Source organism: Azospirillum sp. UENF 112521 (assembly GCF_058780665.1).
Window position 1 is genome coordinate 662,463 of sequence record NZ_JBSNCI010000002.1, and the last position, 17,045, is coordinate 679,507.

A 17,045-nucleotide genomic window follows, 5' to 3' on the forward strand; every position below is an offset into this window, starting at 1 on the left:
GCAGGCGGACCCCCCTCACCCTAACCCTCTCCCCGCTTTCGGCGGACCGGAGGTCCGCTTGTCGCGTCAGCGCAAACGAAGTTTGCGCGAGAGCGGGGGGAGAGGGGATAGAGCCGCGATTGTGACGACGTTCCTCATGCCACCGCGTCGGAGCAGCGGATGCAGAGCGTCGGATGGTCGTGGACCGTGCCGACCTCCTCCAACACCTTCCAGCAGCGTTCGCACTTTTCACCTTCGGCCAGAGCCGGGGCGACGGCGATGCCGGGGACGTCGGGCAGGGTGAAGGCCCCCTCCGGCGCCGCGGCGTCCGTCACCTCGATGGCCGAGGTGATGCAGACGTCCTGGAAATCGACATCGGCCAGCAGGGCCTTGGTCGCGGCGTCAACGAAGACCGTCGGATCGGCCTGGAGGGACGAGCCGATGGTCTTGTTGGCGCGCTCAAGCTCCAGGGCGCCGGTGACGACGCGGCGGACGGTGCGCACCGCCTCCCACTTGGCGGCCAGATCGTCGTTGCGCCATTCCGCCGGCACCTCCGGGAAGCCGCGCAGATGCACGCTCTCGTCGGTCCAGCCCGATCCCTCCGTCAAGCCGGCCGGCCGGGCCAGCCACGCCTCTTCCGCGGTGAAGCAGAGGATGGGCGCGAGCCAGGCGGTCAGGTTGGAGAACAGATGCTCCATCACCGTCCGCACCGACCGGCGGCGCACCGAATCGACCGGATCGCAATAGAGGCTGTCCTTGCGGACGTCGAAATAGAAGGCCGACAGCTCCACCGCACAGAAGTTGTGCAGGGCGACGAACAGGGCGTGGAAGTCGTAGGCCTCGACCTTCTCGCGGACCAGCGTGTCCAGCTCCGACAGGCGGTGCAGGACCCAGCGCTCCAGCTCCGGCATCTCGGCGGCGTCGATCCGCTCGGCCGGGCTGTAGTCGGCCAGCGCGCCCAGCAGGTAGCGCAGCGTGTTGCGCAGGCGGCGGTATAGGTCTGCCTGGGTCTTGATGATCTCCTTGCCGATGCGGAGATCCTCCGAATAGTCGGAGTTGATGATCCACAGGCGCAGGATGTCGGCGCCATACTGGTCGCAGACCTCCTGCGGGGCCACCACGTTGCCCAGCGACTTGGACATCTTGCGGCCCTGCTCGTCGAGCACGAAGCCGTGGGTCAGCACCGCGTTGTAGGGCGCCCGGCCGCGGGTTCCGCAGCTTTCCAGCAGCGAGGAGTGGAACCAGCCGCGATGCTGGTCGGAGCCCTCCAGATAGAGGTCGGCCGGCCAGGCCAGCTCCTCCAGCCGCTGTTCCAGCACGAAGGCGTGCGAGGATCCCGACTCGAACCAGACGTCGACGATGTCCCGGACCTGCTCGAACTCGTCGGCGGAATAGCTGTTGCCGAGGAAGTCCTGCGGGTCGCGGGCGAACCAGGCGTCGGCGCCCTCCTGCTGGAAGATGTCGGCGATGCGGGCGAACACCGCCTCGTCGCGCAGGATCTCGCCGGTCGACTTGCGGACGAACAGCGCGATCGGCACGCCCCAGGCGCGCTGGCGGCTGATGCACCAGTCAGGCCGGCTCTCGATCATCGAGCGGATGCGGTTCTCGCCCTGCGACGGGACCCAGCGGGTGTCGGAGATCGCCTGCAGCGCCACCTTGCGCAGGTCGTTCGTCTCCATCGAGATGAACCATTGCGGCGTGGTGCGGAAGATCAGCGGCGCCTTGGAGCGCCAGCTGTGCGGATAGCTGTGCTTGATGCGGTTGCTGGCCAGCAGCGACCCGGCTTCCTCGAACGCCTCCAGCACCGCCTTGTTGGCCGGGCCGGTCTTGCCCTGGTCGGTGTAGACGGCCAGCCCGGCGAACAGCGGCACATGGGCGTAGTAGCGCCCGTCCTCGCCCACCGTCTGCGGCACCTCGATGCCGTTGGCCTGGCCCAGGCGGAAGTCGTCCTCGCCATGGCCGGGGGCGATGTGGACGAAGCCCGAACCGGCGTCGGTCGTCACGAAGTCGCCGGCCAGCAGCGGCACCTTGAAGTCGTAGCCCTTGCCGTTCAGCGGGTGGCGGCAATAGGTGCCGGCGAGCCGTGAGCCGGGGAAGCGGTGCAACTGCTTCCACTCGGTGATGCCGGTCTCCTTCAGCACGCTTTCGGCAAGCGCGGTGGCGAGCACGAGGCGCTCGCCGACCACGGCCTTGCTGCCCTCGGCGACCGCCGTGACCTTGAAGGTCGCGTATTCGATCTCGTCGCCATAGGCGATGGCGCGGTTGCCCGGCAGGGTCCAGGGGGTGGTCGTCCAGATGACGATGCTGGCCTCGTCCACCTCCGGCGCCGACGATCCCCAGACGGGGAAGCGGGCGAAGACGGTGGTGGATGTGTGGTCGTGGTATTCGACCTCGGCATCGGCCAGCGCGGTCTTCTCGACCACCGACCACATCACCGGCTTGAAGCCCTTGTACAGGCTGCCGTTCACCGCGAACTTGTGGATCTCGCGGACGATCTGCGCCTCGGCCGGGAAGGTCATGGTGGCGTAGGGCTGCTTCCAGTCGCCCTCCACGCCCAGGCGGCGGAACTCGGCGGCCTGGATGCCGACCCATTCCTCGGCGAACTGGCGGCATTCGGCGCGGAACTGGATGAGTGGCACGTCATCCTTGTTCTTGCCGGCCTTGCGGTACTTCTCCTCGATCTTCCACTCGATGGGCAGGCCGTGGCAGTCCCACCCGGGGACATAGTCGGCGTCGAAGCCCTGCATCTGGCGGAAGCGGACGATGACGTCCTTCAGGATCTTGTTGACGGCGTGGCCGATGTGGATGTTGCCGTTGGCATAGGGCGGGCCGTCATGCAGCACGAACTTCTTGCGGCCCTTGGCGCCGGCGCGCAGCTTGCCGAACAGGTCCATCTCGGCCCAGCGCTTCAGCAGCTCGGGCTCCTTGGTCGGCAGGCCGCCGCGCATGGGGAAGTCGGTGCGGGGCAGGAAGACGGTCGATTTGTAATCGCGGGTCATATCGGATCCCTGGGGGAAAGCATCACCGTCGGGCGGCGATGAGGCCACCCGGAACACAGCAGGTCTCTATCCCGGCCCTCCTCAGAGAGCCGGGCCGGTAATTCGCGCGCGATGCGCAGGAGCGCGCATCATCATCGGGATCCGCAAGGAGACGTCCATGGCGCCGGATATTAGCGGCGCGGGCCGTGCGGTCAAGGACCGCTCACATGCGCCGTGTGCAACCGCGAACCGGCTTCGCCGGGCGGAAGTCCCCTCGGCATCGCCTTCCGAAATTACCGCTGGCAACCCGGCGGCGGCAAAATTACGGTGTGTCCGCCGAGCTTGTCCGCGGCGCGGGCCGCTCGCGGCACTCAAGAACGCGCGGGAGCGTCTTCGGCATGATCGACCAGCGGACCGGCGTCTTCCTGTCGGAGTTCCTCGACACCCGCAACAGGGATCCGGCGGTTCTGGACCGCTTCCTTCTGCAGGGGCCGGACGGCGGACGACGGGGTGCCAAGCCGAACCTGAAGGTCGCCTTCTTCGATTTCTGGCCCGAGTTCGATCCATCGGCGAACTTCTTCGTCGAAATCCTGTCCGCCCGCTTCCAGGTGTCCGTGGTCGAGAACGACAGCGACCTCGCCATCGTCTCGGTGTTCGGCACCGGTCCCCGGGAGATACGGACGGCCCGGTCGATGTTCTTCACCGGGGAGAATGTGCGGCCGCCGCTCGACGGCATCGACATGTCGGTGTCGTTCGACCGCATCGACGATCCCCGGCATTTCCGCCTGCCGCTTTACGTCGTGCATGCCTACGACCATCTGCGCGAAGGGGCGGCGCCGTATTTCTGCCAGCCCGTGCTGCCGCCCGTGCCGCCGACGCGGGAGGACGCCGCAGAGCGGAAATTCTGCGCCTTCCTCTACAAGAACCCCAACTGCGCCCGCCGCAACGACTTCTTCCACATGCTCGGCGCCCGGCGCCATGTCGACTCGGTGGGCTGGCTGCTGAACAACACCGGCAGCGTGGTGAAGATGGGGTGGCTGCCGAAGATCCGGGTGTTCTCCCGCTACCGCTTCGCCTTCGCCTTCGAGAACGCAAGCCATCCCGGCTATCTGACCGAGAAGATCCTGGACGCTTTCCAGGCCGGAGCGGTGCCGCTCTATTGGGGCGATCCCGGCGTCCTGCGCGATGTCGCGGCCGGCAGCTTCATCGACGTGTCGCGATACTCCTCCGACGAGGAGGCCATCGACGCCATCCTGGCCATCGACGACGATTACGGCGCCTACCGCCGCTACCGCAGCACGCCGCCTTTCCTCGGCACGGAGGATTTCCACTTCGATGCCTACCGTCTGGCCGAATGGATCGAAAGCCGTCTTTGACTGTGGCTTTGACTGTGGGGGAGGTGGACCGATGAGACGGGTGCTGTTGAATTATGCCGACGGGGCCTTCACGACGGCGCAGAAATACAATGGCAGGACCGGCCTGGAGACCGGCGGTTTCGACGGCGTCGCGATGATGGGGCGCCAGCGCATCGATGCCGCTTTCGCCTCGCGGAACCGGCATGTGCTGGACCAGCCGCGCGGGGCCGGCTATTGGCTGTGGAAGCCCTACTTCATCGACCGCTTGCTGCGCGAGGATCTGAAGGACGGCGACATCCTGTTCTACAGCGACAGCGGCGCCCATTTCGTCCACAGCGTCGATCCGTTGATCGACATTTGCCGGCAGCGGCGCGATCTGCCGATCCTGCTGTTCACGCTGGGCGATGACCACCGCAACGGTGCCTGGACCAAGCGCGACTGTTTCCACTTCATGGGGCTGGACCGGCCCGATGTCGTCGAGGCGCCGCAGATCATGGGCAGTTTCATCCTGTGCGAACGCGGGCCTGAAACCATGGATTTCGTCGCGCAATGGCTGCGGCTTTGCCAGGATGCCCGGCTGATCACCGACGCGCCCAACGAATGCGGCCTGCCGAACTATCCGGAGTTCCGCGACCACCGCCACGACCAGAGCATCCTCAGCCTGCTCGGCCGCCGCCATCGCGTGAGAACCATTCCCGACATCTCGCAATGGGGGGACGGGAGCCGTCCGGCCGGGATTCCCCGTATCATGGAACACACGCGCTGGCGCGACTAGGGCCGGTTGTGGCAGACAGAAGCCCGGTCCATTCCCGTCAACCGCCAGCGGCGATCGGCAGAAGCGCATGACCAGTTTTGCCCGTGCCGTGGCGGCGGAAAACGCCGGCAGGCTGGAGGAGGCCAGGGCCGGCTATCTCGACGCCCTGCGGACCGAGCCGCAGAACCCGGCGGTTCTGCACCGGCTGGGGGTGGTGGAGTTGCGGCTGGGCAACCCGCGCGACGCGGTGAGCCTGTTCCAGAAGTCACTGGCCATCGCCAAGGACCTGGAGGTCTATCTCGATTTCGGAGCGGCCATGGCCGGCATGGCCCGCTGGGATGCGGCGGCGACGGTCTATGCCGCCGCTCTGCGGGTCGCCCCGGCATCGGCCGATGCCCATTACGGTCTGGCGATGGCCCTGCACCGGCAGGGGCGCCCGCAGGATGCCGAGCCCCATTACCGCGAGGTGCTGGCGAGCTTTTCCCATCTGGGAGAGGTCCACAACAACCTCGGCGTCGCCCTTCAGGACCTCGGCCGCTTCGCGGAGGCCGCCGCCGCGCATCGCGAGGCGGCGCGGATCGATCCCGCCGATGCGGCGTCCTGGTCCAAGCTGGGCGTGGCCCTCCATGCCATCGGACAGGGAGCCGAGGCGGAAGCGGCCTTCCGCAAGGCGCTTGGCCTTGCGCCGCAGGATGCCGACTGCTGGCACAACCTGAGCGGCCTGCTCGACGCCGGCGGGCGCCCGGCGGAGGCGCTTGCCGCCGGCCGTCTTGCGGTTGCGCTCGATCCGGGGAGCGCCCGCAACTGGCTGGCCCTGGGCAATGCCGCCGGTGCCGCGCGGCGCCTGGAGGAGGCATGGCGCGCCACCTCGGCCGCGGCCCGGCTGGAGCCGTCGAACCCGGCGGCTCGCAACAATGTCGCCAGTGCCTTGCAGGAACTCGGGCGCTGGCACGACGCGGTGGCCGAATACCGTGCGGCGCTGGCGCTGCAACCGGACTTTCCGGTGGCCGAGATCAATCTGGCCCAGGCCCTGTCGGGACTGCGCGAGGCGGACGGGGCGCTTGCGGTCCTGCGGGCCCTGCTGGCCAGGCAGCCGGCGAACGGCGAGGCCTGGCGGCGGTTGGGCAGTGTGTTGGCGGAGGCCGTCAGACCCGATGCCGCGGTTGCCGTTCTGCGCAAGGCGGTGGCGCTGGCCCCCGGCGAGCCGGATGCCCTGGCCGATCTGGCGATGGCCGCCGCGATGGCCGGCTGGAGCATGCAGTCGGCGGATGCCTGCCGGCGGGTCCTCCGGCTGGTTCCCGGCCACGCCGCTGCCCTCGGCCAGCTCGTGCATCAGCAGAGGCTACTGTGCGACTGGCGCGATCTGGACGGGCTTGAGGCGGAGCTTCTGCGGCAGGTGCGCGCCGGGGCGGAGGGGGTGTCGCCTTTCGACGTCCTGTCCTGCGCCTCGACCCTCGCCGACCAGCAGTCCGCCGCGGCCCGCTGGGCGGTGGCGAAGGCCCGCGGCGCCGGGACCGTCATCCGGCCGGCGGTGACGACGGTGGCGATGGCGGCCGCAGGCGATGGGCGGTTGCGGATCGGCTATCTGTCGTCGGATTTCCGTGAGCATGCCATGGGCCACCTGATGGTCGATGCGCTGGAAAGCCATGACCGGTCCCGCTTCGCCGTCACCGCCTATTCGACCGGCCTCGACGACGGCAGCGCGCTGCGCCAGCGGTTCCAACGCGGGATCGAGCGCTTCGTCGACCTGCGCCGCCACACCGACGCCGATGCGGCGCGGACAATCGCGGCGGACGGCATCGACATCCTGGTCGATCTGACCGGCTTCACCTCCTTCTCGCGCACCTCGATCCTGGCGGCCCGTCCCGCCCCGGTGCAGGTCAATTGGCTGGGCTATCCCGGAACGCTGGGGGCGGGCTACGTCGACTACATCGTCGCCGATTCCAAGGTGATCGCGCCGGGCGAGGACGGCTTCTTCAGCGAGCGGGTGGTGCGGCTGCCGGATTGCTATCAGCCCAACGACCGCCGGCGCGCCATCGCCGAGGCCACGCCGACGCGCCGGGACTGCGGCTTGCCCGAGGAGGGTTTCGTCTTCTGCTGCTTCAACAGCGCCTACAAGCTGACGCCCGCTTTGTTCGACGGCTGGGCGCGCATCCTGGCGGCGGTGCCGGGCAGCGTGCTGTGGCTCTATGCCGGCGATCCCCAGGTGGCGGTCAACCTGCGCCGCGAGGGCAAGGCCCGCGGTCTCGATCCCCATCGGCTCGTCTTCGCCCAACCCCTGCCGCACGCGGAGCATCTGGCGCGGCACCGGCTGGCCGACCTGTTCCTCGACACGCTTCCCTACAACGCCCACACGACGGCCAGCGACGCTCTGTGGGCGGGCCTGCCGGTGCTGACCCGGCGCGGGACGACCTTCGCCGGGCGCGTGGCGGCCAGCCTGCTGCGGGCGGCCGGATTGCCCGAACTGATCGTCGACGGGCAGGAGGCCTACGAGGCGGAGGCGGTGGCGCTCGCCCGGTCGCCCGGACGGCTCCGCGACCTGCGGCAGCGGCTGGCACTCAACCGGCCGGTCTGCCCGCTGTTCGACACGCCGCGCTTCACCCGGCATCTGGAGGCGGCCTACCGGGCGATGTGGGACATTCACCGGGCCGGCGGTGCGCCGCGCCCGATCACCGTCACGGCTGAGGACGCCGGCGGTCCGGCATCCGCCATAGAGGGAAGAGGGGAGAGCGCATGACCACCGGCGAGAGCACAGGAGCGCGGCTGCACATCGTCGTCCCCTACCGGGATCGCGCAGACCATCTCCGCCAGTTCGTTCCCTGGGTGAGCGCTTATTTCGACCGTCTGGCGCAGCCGATCGATTATCGCGTCACCGTCGTGGAGCAGGAGGCCGGGCTTCCCTTCAACCGTGGGGCGCTGAAGAATGCCGGCTTCCTGCTGGGCGAAGGGCAGAGCGACTATGTCTGCCTGCACGACGTCGATTACCTGCCGGTCGATGCCGATTATTCCTGGGCCGACTGTCCCACACCGATCCTATGGTACGGGGCGGAGCTGCGCCCGGTGGCGCCGGGACGCTCGGACCGCACGGTGACGACGAACCTCGAAAGCACGATGGGCGGCGCGCTGTTGATGCCGAACGCGGCGATGCGGCAGATCGACGGCTATTCCAACCTCTTTTGGGGCTGGGGATACGAGGATTTCGACTTTTCGCTGCGCATCCGGGCGCGCCGCATCCCAACCGGCCGGCGCAAGGGGCGTTTCCAGCCGCTCGACCATGCCAATGACGGCTTCACACCGGAGGCGGCGCCATCCCCCATTTCCCTGGTGAACCGCCGCGTTTTTCAGGGGCTTTGGTCTTCCGGCAAGATCCCGGCCGGCGACGGTTTGTCCTCGCTGTCCTTCGAGGTGCTGGACCGCAGGTCTTGCGATGGGTGTGTCGAAGGTGCGCAGGACCGTTGGGAGATCGTCCGGGTTCGCTTCGCCCATGCCCCGACGCCGGAACAGGCGGCGGCGGCCGGCACCCAGGCCTGACAACCGCGGGGGACGGCGGCTGCTCCACCGCCCCCCGTCTTGCGTCACATGCTCGACTTGCCGCCGTGGGCGGACGACCAGCCGACCGGATCGTTCAGGAACTTCTCGACTTCCGACAGGGTGTTCTCGTCGAAATAGCGGTTGTCGCGGGCGACCTTCAGCACGTCCCACCAAGTGCACAGCGCGTGCAGGCGCACGCCGATGGCGTCCATGTTGACCTTCGACTGCGGGAAGATGCCGTAGTGGAAGATCACGAAGGTGTCGGTCACCTGGGCGCCGCCGTTGCGCAGCGCGGTGACGAAGTTCTCCTTGCTCTTGCCGTCGGTCGCCAGATCCTCGACCAGCAGGACGCGCTGCCCCTCGGTCAGCAAACCTTCGATCTGGGCGTTGCGGCCGAAGCCCTTCGGCTTCTTGCGCACATACTGCATCGGCAGTTCCAGCCGGTCGGCGATCCAGGCGGCGAAGGGGATGCCGGCGGTCTCGCCGCCCGCCACCGCGTCGATTGCCTCATAGCCGATCTCGCGCTCGATGGTGGCGACGGCGAAATCCATCAGCGCCTTGCGGGCGCGCGGGAAGGAGACGATGCGGCGGCAGTCGGTGTAGACCGGGCTGGCCCAACCCGAGGTGAAGATGAAGGGCGTCTCGGCGTTGAAGTGCAGCGCCTTGATCTCCAGCAGGATCTTGGCCGCGGTGGCGGCGATGGTGGCCTGATCGGGCAGGGTCGACATGGAAGAAGGGCTCCGGAAAACGGGATGGCATCGCGCGGATGCCCATTGTGTAGCGGGGGAGGGCGCGATTCGCAATTCCCGACCATCCTTCCCCGCTCATCCCGTCAGGAACTCGGCATTTGCTGTCAGGCTGTCCGCACGGTGCGGGTGTAGGTGTCGACATCCGTCCGCAGCTGCTGCATCTCCCGCCGCAGCTTGGCCGCGGCCCCGGCCAGTTCGCCGGCGGTGCGGTCGGTCCGCACAATGACATCGTGGACGTCGCCCAGCATGCCGGACATCGCCGTCACCGCGCCCGACCCGTCCTTCATCGCCCGCAGGATACCCTCCGCCGCGTCCGATTGGCGCGACACCGCATCCGCGATGGCCGCCCCGCTGTCCCGGGCCGCATCCACCGTGCGGGAAACCCCGTCCATGGCATGGACCGCTTCGTCCACGATGGTCTGGATGCCGGCGATCTGGCTTTGGATGTCATCGGTCGCACGCGCGGTCTGGCCTGCCAGGCTCTTGACCTCGCTGGCGACCACGGCGAAGCCCTTGCCGGCCTCCCCGGCGCGCGCCGCCTCGATGGTGGCGTTCAATGCCAGCAGGTTGGTTCTGGCTGGCAATCGAATTGATCAGGCCGACCACTTCGCCGATCCGCCGCGACGCCTCGGCCAGTTCGCGGATGCGGCCCGCGGCTTCATCGGTCCGCTGGACGGCGTCGGCTGTCATCCGGGCGGCCTTCCCGCTGTGACGGCCCACCTCGTCGATGAGGGCTCCCAACCCATCGGCGCCGGCGGCGGCGTCGCTCACGATGCGGCTCGCAGCGTCCGCATGCCCGCGCACATGTCCGACCTCGTCCGCCGCGCGGCCTGCGTCCTCCGACATCGTGCCGGCGGTGGATTGAAGCTGTTCGCTGGTGGTGCCCAGCCCGCTCAGGATGATCTCGGTCTGATGGGTGAAGCGTTGCGTGGCGTCGTTCAGGGCGGCAAGTTTGCGCTGCTCCTCGTCCCGCCGCGTCTCCTCCTCGGCCCGGCGGCGGTCGAGATCGCTTGCCTGGCTTTGCATCAGCATCACGGCCGCGGTCACCCGGCCGATGGCATCGTCCACCGGATGCTTCAAGGCAATATCGCGTCGCCCGCGCCCGATCTCGGCGATTCCGTCCGCGGCGCGGTCGAGCGGCCGGACGATCGAGCGGCCGATCACAAGCGCCATCAGGGCCGATCCGCCGATGGCCAGTGCGGTCACCACGCCGATCAGCACATAGGCGTAGGCCGTGATGCTGGCCGAATCGCCGTTGCTCGCCTGGTTTTCCGCCCGGATCAAGGTGGACAGGGCTTCGTTGCGCTCCTCCAGCCGATGGAAACGCTCCAGAAAGCCGGCAAGCCCGTCCTTCGCCTTCGCCCTGTCGCGGAGCGCCACCGCGATCAGCCCCTCCGCCGCCCGGATGTACTCCTCCATCTCGGGCAGCAGTTCATCCAGCCCCCTGCCGATGGCGGGGCTGAGGGCAAGGTGCCGGTTGGCGCTCAACGCTTCGCGAAACGTGTCGGCATGGTCCTTGAGATCCTTTCGGACCTCGTCCCGCTCTGCTTCCGCGCCGTCCGGGCCGGTCAGAAGAGCGGCAAGCACGTCCGCACGCAGGGCGTCGTGCATCATGTCGCCCGCCTGATGGTTCGACAGGGCTTCTCCCGTGATCAGAACCTGACGGTTCGCCCCATCGACGACGGAGAGCGCCGAGACGGCGACACCCCCCACGACCAGCAATGCCAAGGCGAAGGACAAAGGCAGCAGAGACAATTTCCGGGACAGGGTCAGGACGGACATCTGCACAACCCTTCATTGGTACGCAAAATGGGATTGACGCATCATCCGTGCAGGATAGGCAATTTTATATGCTGATTCCTATAGGGGTTTTTCGGGGTGTTGCGCGAACGCCCGGCCGTTCGCGCATTTCGTCAGACCTTGCCCCGCACGCTTCCCAGGAACCGGTCCACCTGGGTGTGCAGCAGTTCCGCCTGCTTCGACAGCTCCCCGGACGAGGAGAGCAGGCGCGATGCGCCGCTGCCGGTTTCGGAGGCCGCCTGGAGCACACCGCCGATCGAGGACGAGACCTCGTTGGTGCCGGCCGCCGCCTGCTGGACGTTGCGGGCGATCTCCATGGTGGCGGCGTTCTGTCCGTCGACCGCCTGGGCGATGGTGCCGACGATGACGTTCACCTCGCCGATGGTGGCGGCGATGCTCTGGATCGCCTCCACCGCGTCGGCGGTGGCCGTCTGGATCTCGGCGATCTGCTGCGAAATGTCGCCGGTCGCCTTGGCGGTCTGGTTGGCGAGGCTCTTCACCTCGCTGGCGACGACGGCGAAGCCCTTGCCCGCCTCACCCGCCCGTGCCGCCTCGATGGTGGCGTTGAGTGCCAGCAGGTTCGTTTGCCCGGCGATGGAGTTGATGAGGTTCACCACGTCGCCGATCTGGTTGGCCTTGGACGACAGGCCGTCGACGATGCGGTTGGTGCCGTCGGCCTGGTCGGCGGCCTGCTTGGCCTTGCGGCTGCTTTCGCCGATCTGGCGGCCGATCTCGGAGATGGAGGCGGCCAGTTCCTCCGCGGCGGCGGCCACGGTCTGGACGTTGACCGATGCCTGCTCCGATGCGGCGGCGACGGTGGTCGCCTGGGTCTCGGTATGGTCGGCGGTGGTCGCCAGCGACTTCGCCAGCGCCCGCACCTCGGTCGAGGAGGAGGCGACGCTGTCGACCACGCCCTTCACCTCGTTCTCGAACCGGTCGGCCAGTGCGGCCATCTCGGCGCGCTTGCGCTCCTCGGCGGCATGTTCCGCCTCGGCCTGGCGGCGGCGGAAGGCATCGGCCTCCACCGCGTTGGCCTTGAACACCTCGACCGCACCGGTGATCTGCCCGATCTCGTCCTTGGAATCCGATGCCGGGACGGTGACGGTCAGATCGCCGCGCGCCAGCGTCAGCATGGCGTTGGTCAGGCGCCGCAGCGGACGCAGGGCGGCGACCGTCCACAGGCCGAAGGCACCGGCCATCAGCAGGGCGGCGCCGCACAGCGACAGCATCAGCGTCTGGAAGCCCTTGGCGACATCGCGGGCACGCGCGGCGATGGTCTGGTTCTTGCGCTCCTGCAGGTCGATGAAGGCGTTGATGCGCTTCAGCCATTCGGTGAAGGCCGGGCGGGCATCCTGCATCAGCCCCTTCTGCGCGGCGGCCATGTCGTTCGCCTTGCGGGCGGCGATGACGGCCTTGATCGCCGGCAGGCTCTTCGCCTCGATCTCCTTGATGCCGGTCAGCAACTGCCGTTCCTCCGGCTCGATGTCGGCCATTGCGGCGAACATGGCGTCGAGCGGCTTGGCGGACTCCTCGTAATAGGCTGCCAGCCGGTCGATGTCGGCCAGCACCAGCGACAGGATCGCCGGGTCGGTGGTCAGCACCACGTCGCGCAGGGCGATGGCCCGGTCGTGGACACTGCCGCGGAAGTTGATGGCATAGCGCTGCTTGACGCTGTTGACCTCGTTGATCCGAGTGAGGTCGGCGTCGATTTTCCGCACCTCGCGGACCCCGATGACGGTCAGACTGATCAGAAGGACAAGAACCACGCCGAAGCCGAGAAACAAACGTGTGCGAATCGTGGCGTGCCGTGGAAGAAACATATCGGCGCATCCCGTCAGAGTTGGCCCGCATGGGCAATAATCAGACCTTACCCCAAAAATCGTTACCTTTTTGGGTTACTCAACATGTGCTTTTAAGCCTGCCCGGCAAGGTGGCCGGCGCAAGCCTGCGCAAAAATGTGCGGGTTGCGGATCGAAGCCGCCGCCGCAATATGCGAGGCCCGGAGACCGATCCGGGAAACCGCCCTGGATTTGCCGATGCTGCCCCTGCTCCTGCCCCTGGCCACGTCCCTGCCCACGTCCCGCCGCAACCGCAGCCTGTCGCGTCTGCTGGCGATGGCCCTGCTCCCGGCCCTGCTGTTTCCGGCGCCGGCGTTCGCAGCCGATGCGGATGGGGGCGCCCAGCAGGACCGGCCGGAGCACGCCGGATCGACGGCTGCCAAGTCAGAAGGGGGCAAGTCAGAAGCCGCAAAGGCCGATGCTGTGAAAACGGACGACCTCCGGGGGTTCGATTCGCAGCGCAGCGTGACCAGCCACAGCCTGCCGCTGCCGGGCGGTGCGTTGGCCTACACCGCGACGGCGGAGTTCCTGCCGCTGCGCGACGGCGCCAGGGAGGAGCTGGCGGCGCGCATCTTCACGGTGACCTACACCGCCGATCTTAAGACGCCGGCCGCCGGTCCGCGCCCGGTCACCTTCGTCTTCAACGGCGGGCCGGGGGCGGCGTCGGCCTACATGCATCTGGGTGCCGCCGGTCCGAAGGTGGTCGCCTTCGGTCCGGACGGGGCTCTGCCGCCGCCGCCGGCCCCGCTGGTCGACAATCCCGACAGCTGGCTGGCCTTCACCGATCTGGTCTTCATCGATCCGGTCGGCACCGGATACAGCCGCGCGGTGAAGCCCGACGAGACGGAAAAGCGCTTCTGGTCGGTGGACGGCGATGCGCGGTCGATGGCCGAGATCGTCCGGCTCTGGCTGACCCGGAACGGCCGCTGGTCGTCGCCGACCTTCCTGGCGGGGGAGAGCTACGGCGGTTTCCGCATCGCGAAGATGGCGGACGAGCTGATCGATCAGGTCGGGCTCGCGGTGAACGGGCTCATCCTGGTTTCCCCCGTCGTCGATTTCGCCGCCATCGACGAGGACGGCATCCTCGGCCCGGCCTGGAAGCTGCCGTCGATGGCGGCCTCCGCCGCCGCGCTCGGCCGCACCTCCGGCACGCCCGAACAGGCGGCGGAGGCGGCGGAGCGCTTCGCCCTCGGTCCCTATCTCACCGGGCTGGCCGGTCTCGACTACGGACGGCTCGATGCGGCGCAGGATGTCTTCGCCGAGGTGGCGCGCATCACCGGCCTGCCGGTGGAGACGGTGCGGCGCCAGCGCGGGCGCGTGCCGATGGGTGTCTTCACCCGTGAGCTTCTGCGCGACCGCGGCCGCATCCTCAGCATCTATGACGGCACCTTCACCGCTCCCGATCCCGATCCGGGTGCGCCGCGCGTGCCGTTCGATCCCTTCCTGAAGGGCACGGTGCCGACCTATACCACGGCTTTCGCCGCCTATGCCCACGATGCGCTGGCGGTGGGGACGGAGCAGCCCTACCGGCTGCTCAGCGACCGGGTGAACCGGAACTGGGAGTGGCCGCGCATGTCGGTGCCGAGCGCGGTGGACGCGCTGCAAACCGCACTCACCCTCCAGCCGGCGTTGCGGGTGCTGATCGTCCATGGCCGCACCGACCTGATCACGCCCTACATGGCCTCGCGCTGGGTGGCGTCGAGGCTGGAACTGCCGGAAGGTGAACGCGGCCGGGTCGCGGTGACGGTGCATCCCGGCGGCCACATGATGTACACGCGGGGCGAGGGCCGCGCCGCGCTGGCGGCCGATGCCCGTGCGCTGATCGCGGAGAGCCTGCGCCCGCGGTGACCGGCGCCTGCCGGAGTTGGAAAGCCCGGAAACGGAAAGGGGCGCCCCGGCGGGGGCGCCCCTTTCCATGTGTCGGATCGCTGTGCCGGATCAGAACAGACGCAGGATCGACTGCTGCGACTGGTTGGCGAGCGAGAGGGCGATGGTGCCCAGCTGCTGGCGGGTCTGCAGCATCAGCAGGCTGGCGCCTTCCTCGTTCTGGTCGGCCAGCGTCAGCTTGCTGGCGCCTTCCGTCAGCACGTCGCTGAACTCCTTGGTGAAAGTCTCGCGGGTCGTGATGATGTTCAGGTTGGTCGACAGGTTCTGCGAGGCGGAGCGGATCGTCGCCTTGGCGTGATCCAGGCCGGCGACCGCCTTGTCGATGTCGGCGCGGTCCATCCAGCCGTTCTGCGCGCCGTCCAGCTGCAGGCCCTGGCCGCTGGTCGACAGGTTGACCGCGTTCACCGTGATCGCGTTCGTGTTGCGCTCGTTCAGCTGGACCGTGATGTCGTTCGACGTGTTGGCGTCGGAAATCTGCTTGGTGACGATGTTGGCCGAGCAGTTGGCCGAGGCCGCCTTCTTGATCGTCTTGGCGTCGATTTCCATGCGGACGGTGCCGCTGTCGAAGTTGAAGGACTGCTCACCCCCCGTCAGCTTGCCGTCGCCCTTGTCGCTCATGGCGTCGCGGGTGACCTGGGCGCCGTTGGAGTTGGTGACCTGGATTTGCAGGTCGACCTTCTTCTCGATGACCGAGACGCCGTTGCCCTGGTTGTTGGCCGATTCCAGCAGGCGGCGGTCGACCGTGAAGGACACGATGGTGCCCGACGCGAAGCTTTCCGAAATCTTCTTGGTCAGCGCGTTGGTGGCGCTGGTCGTCACCGTCATTTCTCGCACCGCGCCGGCCGTGGCATTGCCGGTGAGGGTGATCGTGCCGGTTGCGGTGACGGTTGCGGAGGCGACGTCCTTGCCGACCAGGCGGCCGGTACCGGTCAGGGCCGTGCTGATCGAGGCCCGCAGCTGGGTGGCCACCTGGGCCGAAGCGTTCTGGCCGACGGCGACATCGCCCTTGGTGGCGGTGTAGCTGAAGGACTGTCCTTCCACCGTGATGGTGAAGATGTCGCCTTCTTCGATGGTCCCGCCGACATTCACCGTCGACACCTGCGCCGAACCGGTCTTGGCGGCCGTCGTCAGCTTCGCTTCGATGGTCTGGGTGTTGTCGAAATAGGAGATCGTGCGGCTCTCGTCGCCATCCGACACGATGAAGTCGCGGGAACGGCCGTTGGCGCCGCGCACCTCGATCTGGACGTCGGAGAAGCTGCCCAGCGAGCCGGACATCGTGCCCGACAGCTTCAGGCCGATGAAGCCGTGCGCGTTCTCGGTCTTGGAGATGTCGGCGGTCTTGCCTTCGATCGAGCCGTCGCCCTTGACGCGGATCGAGTAGGTGTCGGCCGAGATGACGTTGGTGACGCGGGCGTTGTCGACGCCGGTCATGCTGTTCACGGCGGCACGGGACGCGCTGGTGCTGTCCATGCTCATGCCGTTGCCGTTGATCAGGTTCTTGCCCTGATAGCCGCTGTCGGCGGCCAGCTTGTCGATCTGGTCCTTCAGCGTGTTGAACTGGGTGGCCAGCGCCTTGCGGGAGGCGACGGAGGCGGCGTCGTTGCCGAGCGCCGCATAGGCGGCGGTGGTCAGGCCCTTGGCCTGGTCGACCAGCGAGTCGATCGAGGTCAGGCCCTTGTCGGCGGCCTGGATCGTGCTGATCGACTGGCCCATCGCGTCCTTCAGCGAGGACAGGTCGCCGGCGCGCTGGTTCAGGCCCTTGGCCGAGAAGAAGGAGGTGGGACCATCGAGAGCCGAATTGATCTTGTTGCCCGTCGACAGGATGTTCTGCTTCTTGTCGATACCGGCCTGCGTGCTTTGCAGTTGCAGCAGGTTGGTGCGCATCGAAGCGGTCAGGGTCACATTTCCGGCCATGGTCCTAGTCTCCTTCTGAGGCTGTCCCCGCCCCTGGTCATTTGACCGGCGAGGCAACGTGCGTTTTCCTGACACCACTCTTTCAAGCGCCGTGCCAACTGCCCGGATGTGCCATAAGTGGCTGAATTTGCTATGGAATAAAAATAGGTCGGCAAAAAGGGCAGGGTTGGGCCCAAAGGTTCGGGCCGGGCGTCCGAAAAACTTTCCCGGAATCTTTTGCCGATGACGGACGGTTCTGCCGGGATGCCGGGCGGCAAGAA

Annotated in this window: 11 protein-coding genes; 5 read left to right on the forward strand and 6 right to left on the reverse strand. The window is 67.8% G+C overall.

All coding sequences use genetic code 11. The features are described from left to right. Positions 1-134 precede the first annotated feature (134 nt). Positions 135-2,978, reverse strand: a complete 2,844-nt coding sequence (gene ileS, locus ACWPN8_RS05390) for an isoleucine--tRNA ligase (protein ID WP_492240112.1) — start codon at positions 2,976-2,978, stop codon at positions 135-137. A 377-nt stretch (positions 2,979-3,355) separates the two neighbouring features. On the opposite strand from ileS, the gene ACWPN8_RS05395 reads away from it, so the two are divergent. From ACWPN8_RS05395 to ACWPN8_RS05410, 4 genes are all read left to right on the forward strand, one after another. Further along, positions 3,356-4,333 (forward strand): glycosyltransferase family 10 domain-containing protein, encoded by a 978-nt coding sequence (locus ACWPN8_RS05395; protein WP_492240113.1) that lies wholly within the window; start codon positions 3,356-3,358, stop codon positions 4,331-4,333. Positions 4,334-4,364: 31 nt separating this feature from the next. After that, positions 4,365-5,087 (forward strand): hypothetical protein, encoded by a 723-nt coding sequence (locus tag ACWPN8_RS05400; RefSeq protein ID WP_492240114.1) that lies wholly within the window; start codon positions 4,365-4,367, stop codon positions 5,085-5,087. 67 nt (positions 5,088-5,154) lie between these two features. Then, the gene (locus ACWPN8_RS05405) at positions 5,155-7,803 is read left to right on the forward strand and encodes a tetratricopeptide repeat protein (protein WP_492240115.1); all 2,649 of its coding nucleotides are present in this window, start codon (positions 5,155-5,157) and stop codon (positions 7,801-7,803) included. Continuing rightward, complete coding sequence (locus ACWPN8_RS05410; protein ID WP_492240116.1) at positions 7,800-8,597, forward strand: galactosyltransferase-related protein; 798 nt, start codon at positions 7,800-7,802, stop codon at positions 8,595-8,597. The genes ACWPN8_RS05405 and ACWPN8_RS05410 overlap by 4 nt, the downstream gene beginning before the upstream one ends. A gap of 44 nt (positions 8,598-8,641) precedes the next feature. On the opposite strand, the gene ACWPN8_RS05415 is transcribed toward ACWPN8_RS05410, so the two are convergent. From ACWPN8_RS05415 to ACWPN8_RS05430, 4 genes are all read right to left on the reverse strand, one after another. Then, positions 8,642-9,325 (reverse strand): orotate phosphoribosyltransferase, encoded by a 684-nt coding sequence (locus ACWPN8_RS05415; protein WP_014247028.1) that lies wholly within the window; start codon positions 9,323-9,325, stop codon positions 8,642-8,644. Positions 9,326-9,450: 125 nt separating this feature from the next. Continuing rightward, positions 9,451-9,903, reverse strand: a complete 453-nt coding sequence (locus ACWPN8_RS05420; protein ID WP_492240117.1) for a methyl-accepting chemotaxis protein — start codon at positions 9,901-9,903, stop codon at positions 9,451-9,453. Further along, entirely contained in the window at positions 9,794-11,128 is a 1,335-nt protein-coding gene (locus ACWPN8_RS05425; RefSeq protein ID WP_492240118.1) for a methyl-accepting chemotaxis protein, read from the reverse strand. The genes ACWPN8_RS05420 and ACWPN8_RS05425 overlap by 110 nt, the downstream gene beginning before the upstream one ends. A 131-nt stretch (positions 11,129-11,259) precedes the next feature. Beyond that, entirely contained in the window at positions 11,260-12,966 is a 1,707-nt protein-coding gene (locus ACWPN8_RS05430) for a methyl-accepting chemotaxis protein (protein ID WP_109445337.1), read from the reverse strand. Positions 12,967-13,182: 216 nt separating this feature from the next. On the opposite strand from ACWPN8_RS05430, the gene ACWPN8_RS05435 reads away from it, so the two are divergent. Then, positions 13,183-14,832: a S10 family peptidase gene (locus tag ACWPN8_RS05435; RefSeq protein ID WP_492240119.1), complete on the forward strand. Its 1,650-nt coding sequence runs from the start codon at positions 13,183-13,185 to the stop codon at positions 14,830-14,832. 90 nt (positions 14,833-14,922) lie between these two features. Here ACWPN8_RS05435 and ACWPN8_RS05440 read toward each other — a convergent pair whose 3' ends face one another. Beyond that, complete coding sequence (locus ACWPN8_RS05440) at positions 14,923-16,785, reverse strand: flagellin N-terminal helical domain-containing protein (RefSeq protein WP_492240120.1); 1,863 nt, start codon at positions 16,783-16,785, stop codon at positions 14,923-14,925. Positions 16,786-17,045 lie beyond the last annotated feature (260 nt).

Excerpts from the sequence above, each read along its gene's own strand:
- ACWPN8_RS05410 (WP_492240116.1), top strand. The coding sequence starts at position 7,800 with ATGACCACCGGCGAGAGCACAGGAGCGCGGCTGCACATCGTCGTCCCC.
- ileS (WP_492240112.1), bottom strand. The coding sequence starts at position 2,978 with ATGACCCGCGATTACAAATCGACCGTCTTCCTGCCCCGCACCGACTTC.
- ACWPN8_RS05400 (WP_492240114.1), top strand. The coding sequence starts at position 4,365 with ATGAGACGGGTGCTGTTGAATTATGCCGACGGGGCCTTCACGACGGCG.
- ACWPN8_RS05435 (WP_492240119.1), top strand. The coding sequence starts at position 13,183 with ATGCTGCCCCTGCTCCTGCCCCTGGCCACGTCCCTGCCCACGTCCCGC.
- ACWPN8_RS05415 (WP_014247028.1), bottom strand. The coding sequence starts at position 9,325 with ATGTCGACCCTGCCCGATCAGGCCACCATCGCCGCCACCGCGGCCAAG.
- ACWPN8_RS05405 (WP_492240115.1), top strand. The coding sequence starts at position 5,155 with ATGACCAGTTTTGCCCGTGCCGTGGCGGCGGAAAACGCCGGCAGGCTG.
- ACWPN8_RS05425 (WP_492240118.1), bottom strand. The coding sequence starts at position 11,128 with ATGTCCGTCCTGACCCTGTCCCGGAAATTGTCTCTGCTGCCTTTGTCC.
- ACWPN8_RS05430 (WP_109445337.1), bottom strand. The coding sequence starts at position 12,966 with ATGTTTCTTCCACGGCACGCCACGATTCGCACACGTTTGTTTCTCGGC.
- ACWPN8_RS05395 (WP_492240113.1), top strand. The coding sequence starts at position 3,356 with ATGATCGACCAGCGGACCGGCGTCTTCCTGTCGGAGTTCCTCGACACC.
- ACWPN8_RS05440 (WP_492240120.1), bottom strand. The coding sequence starts at position 16,785 with ATGGCCGGAAATGTGACCCTGACCGCTTCGATGCGCACCAACCTGCTG.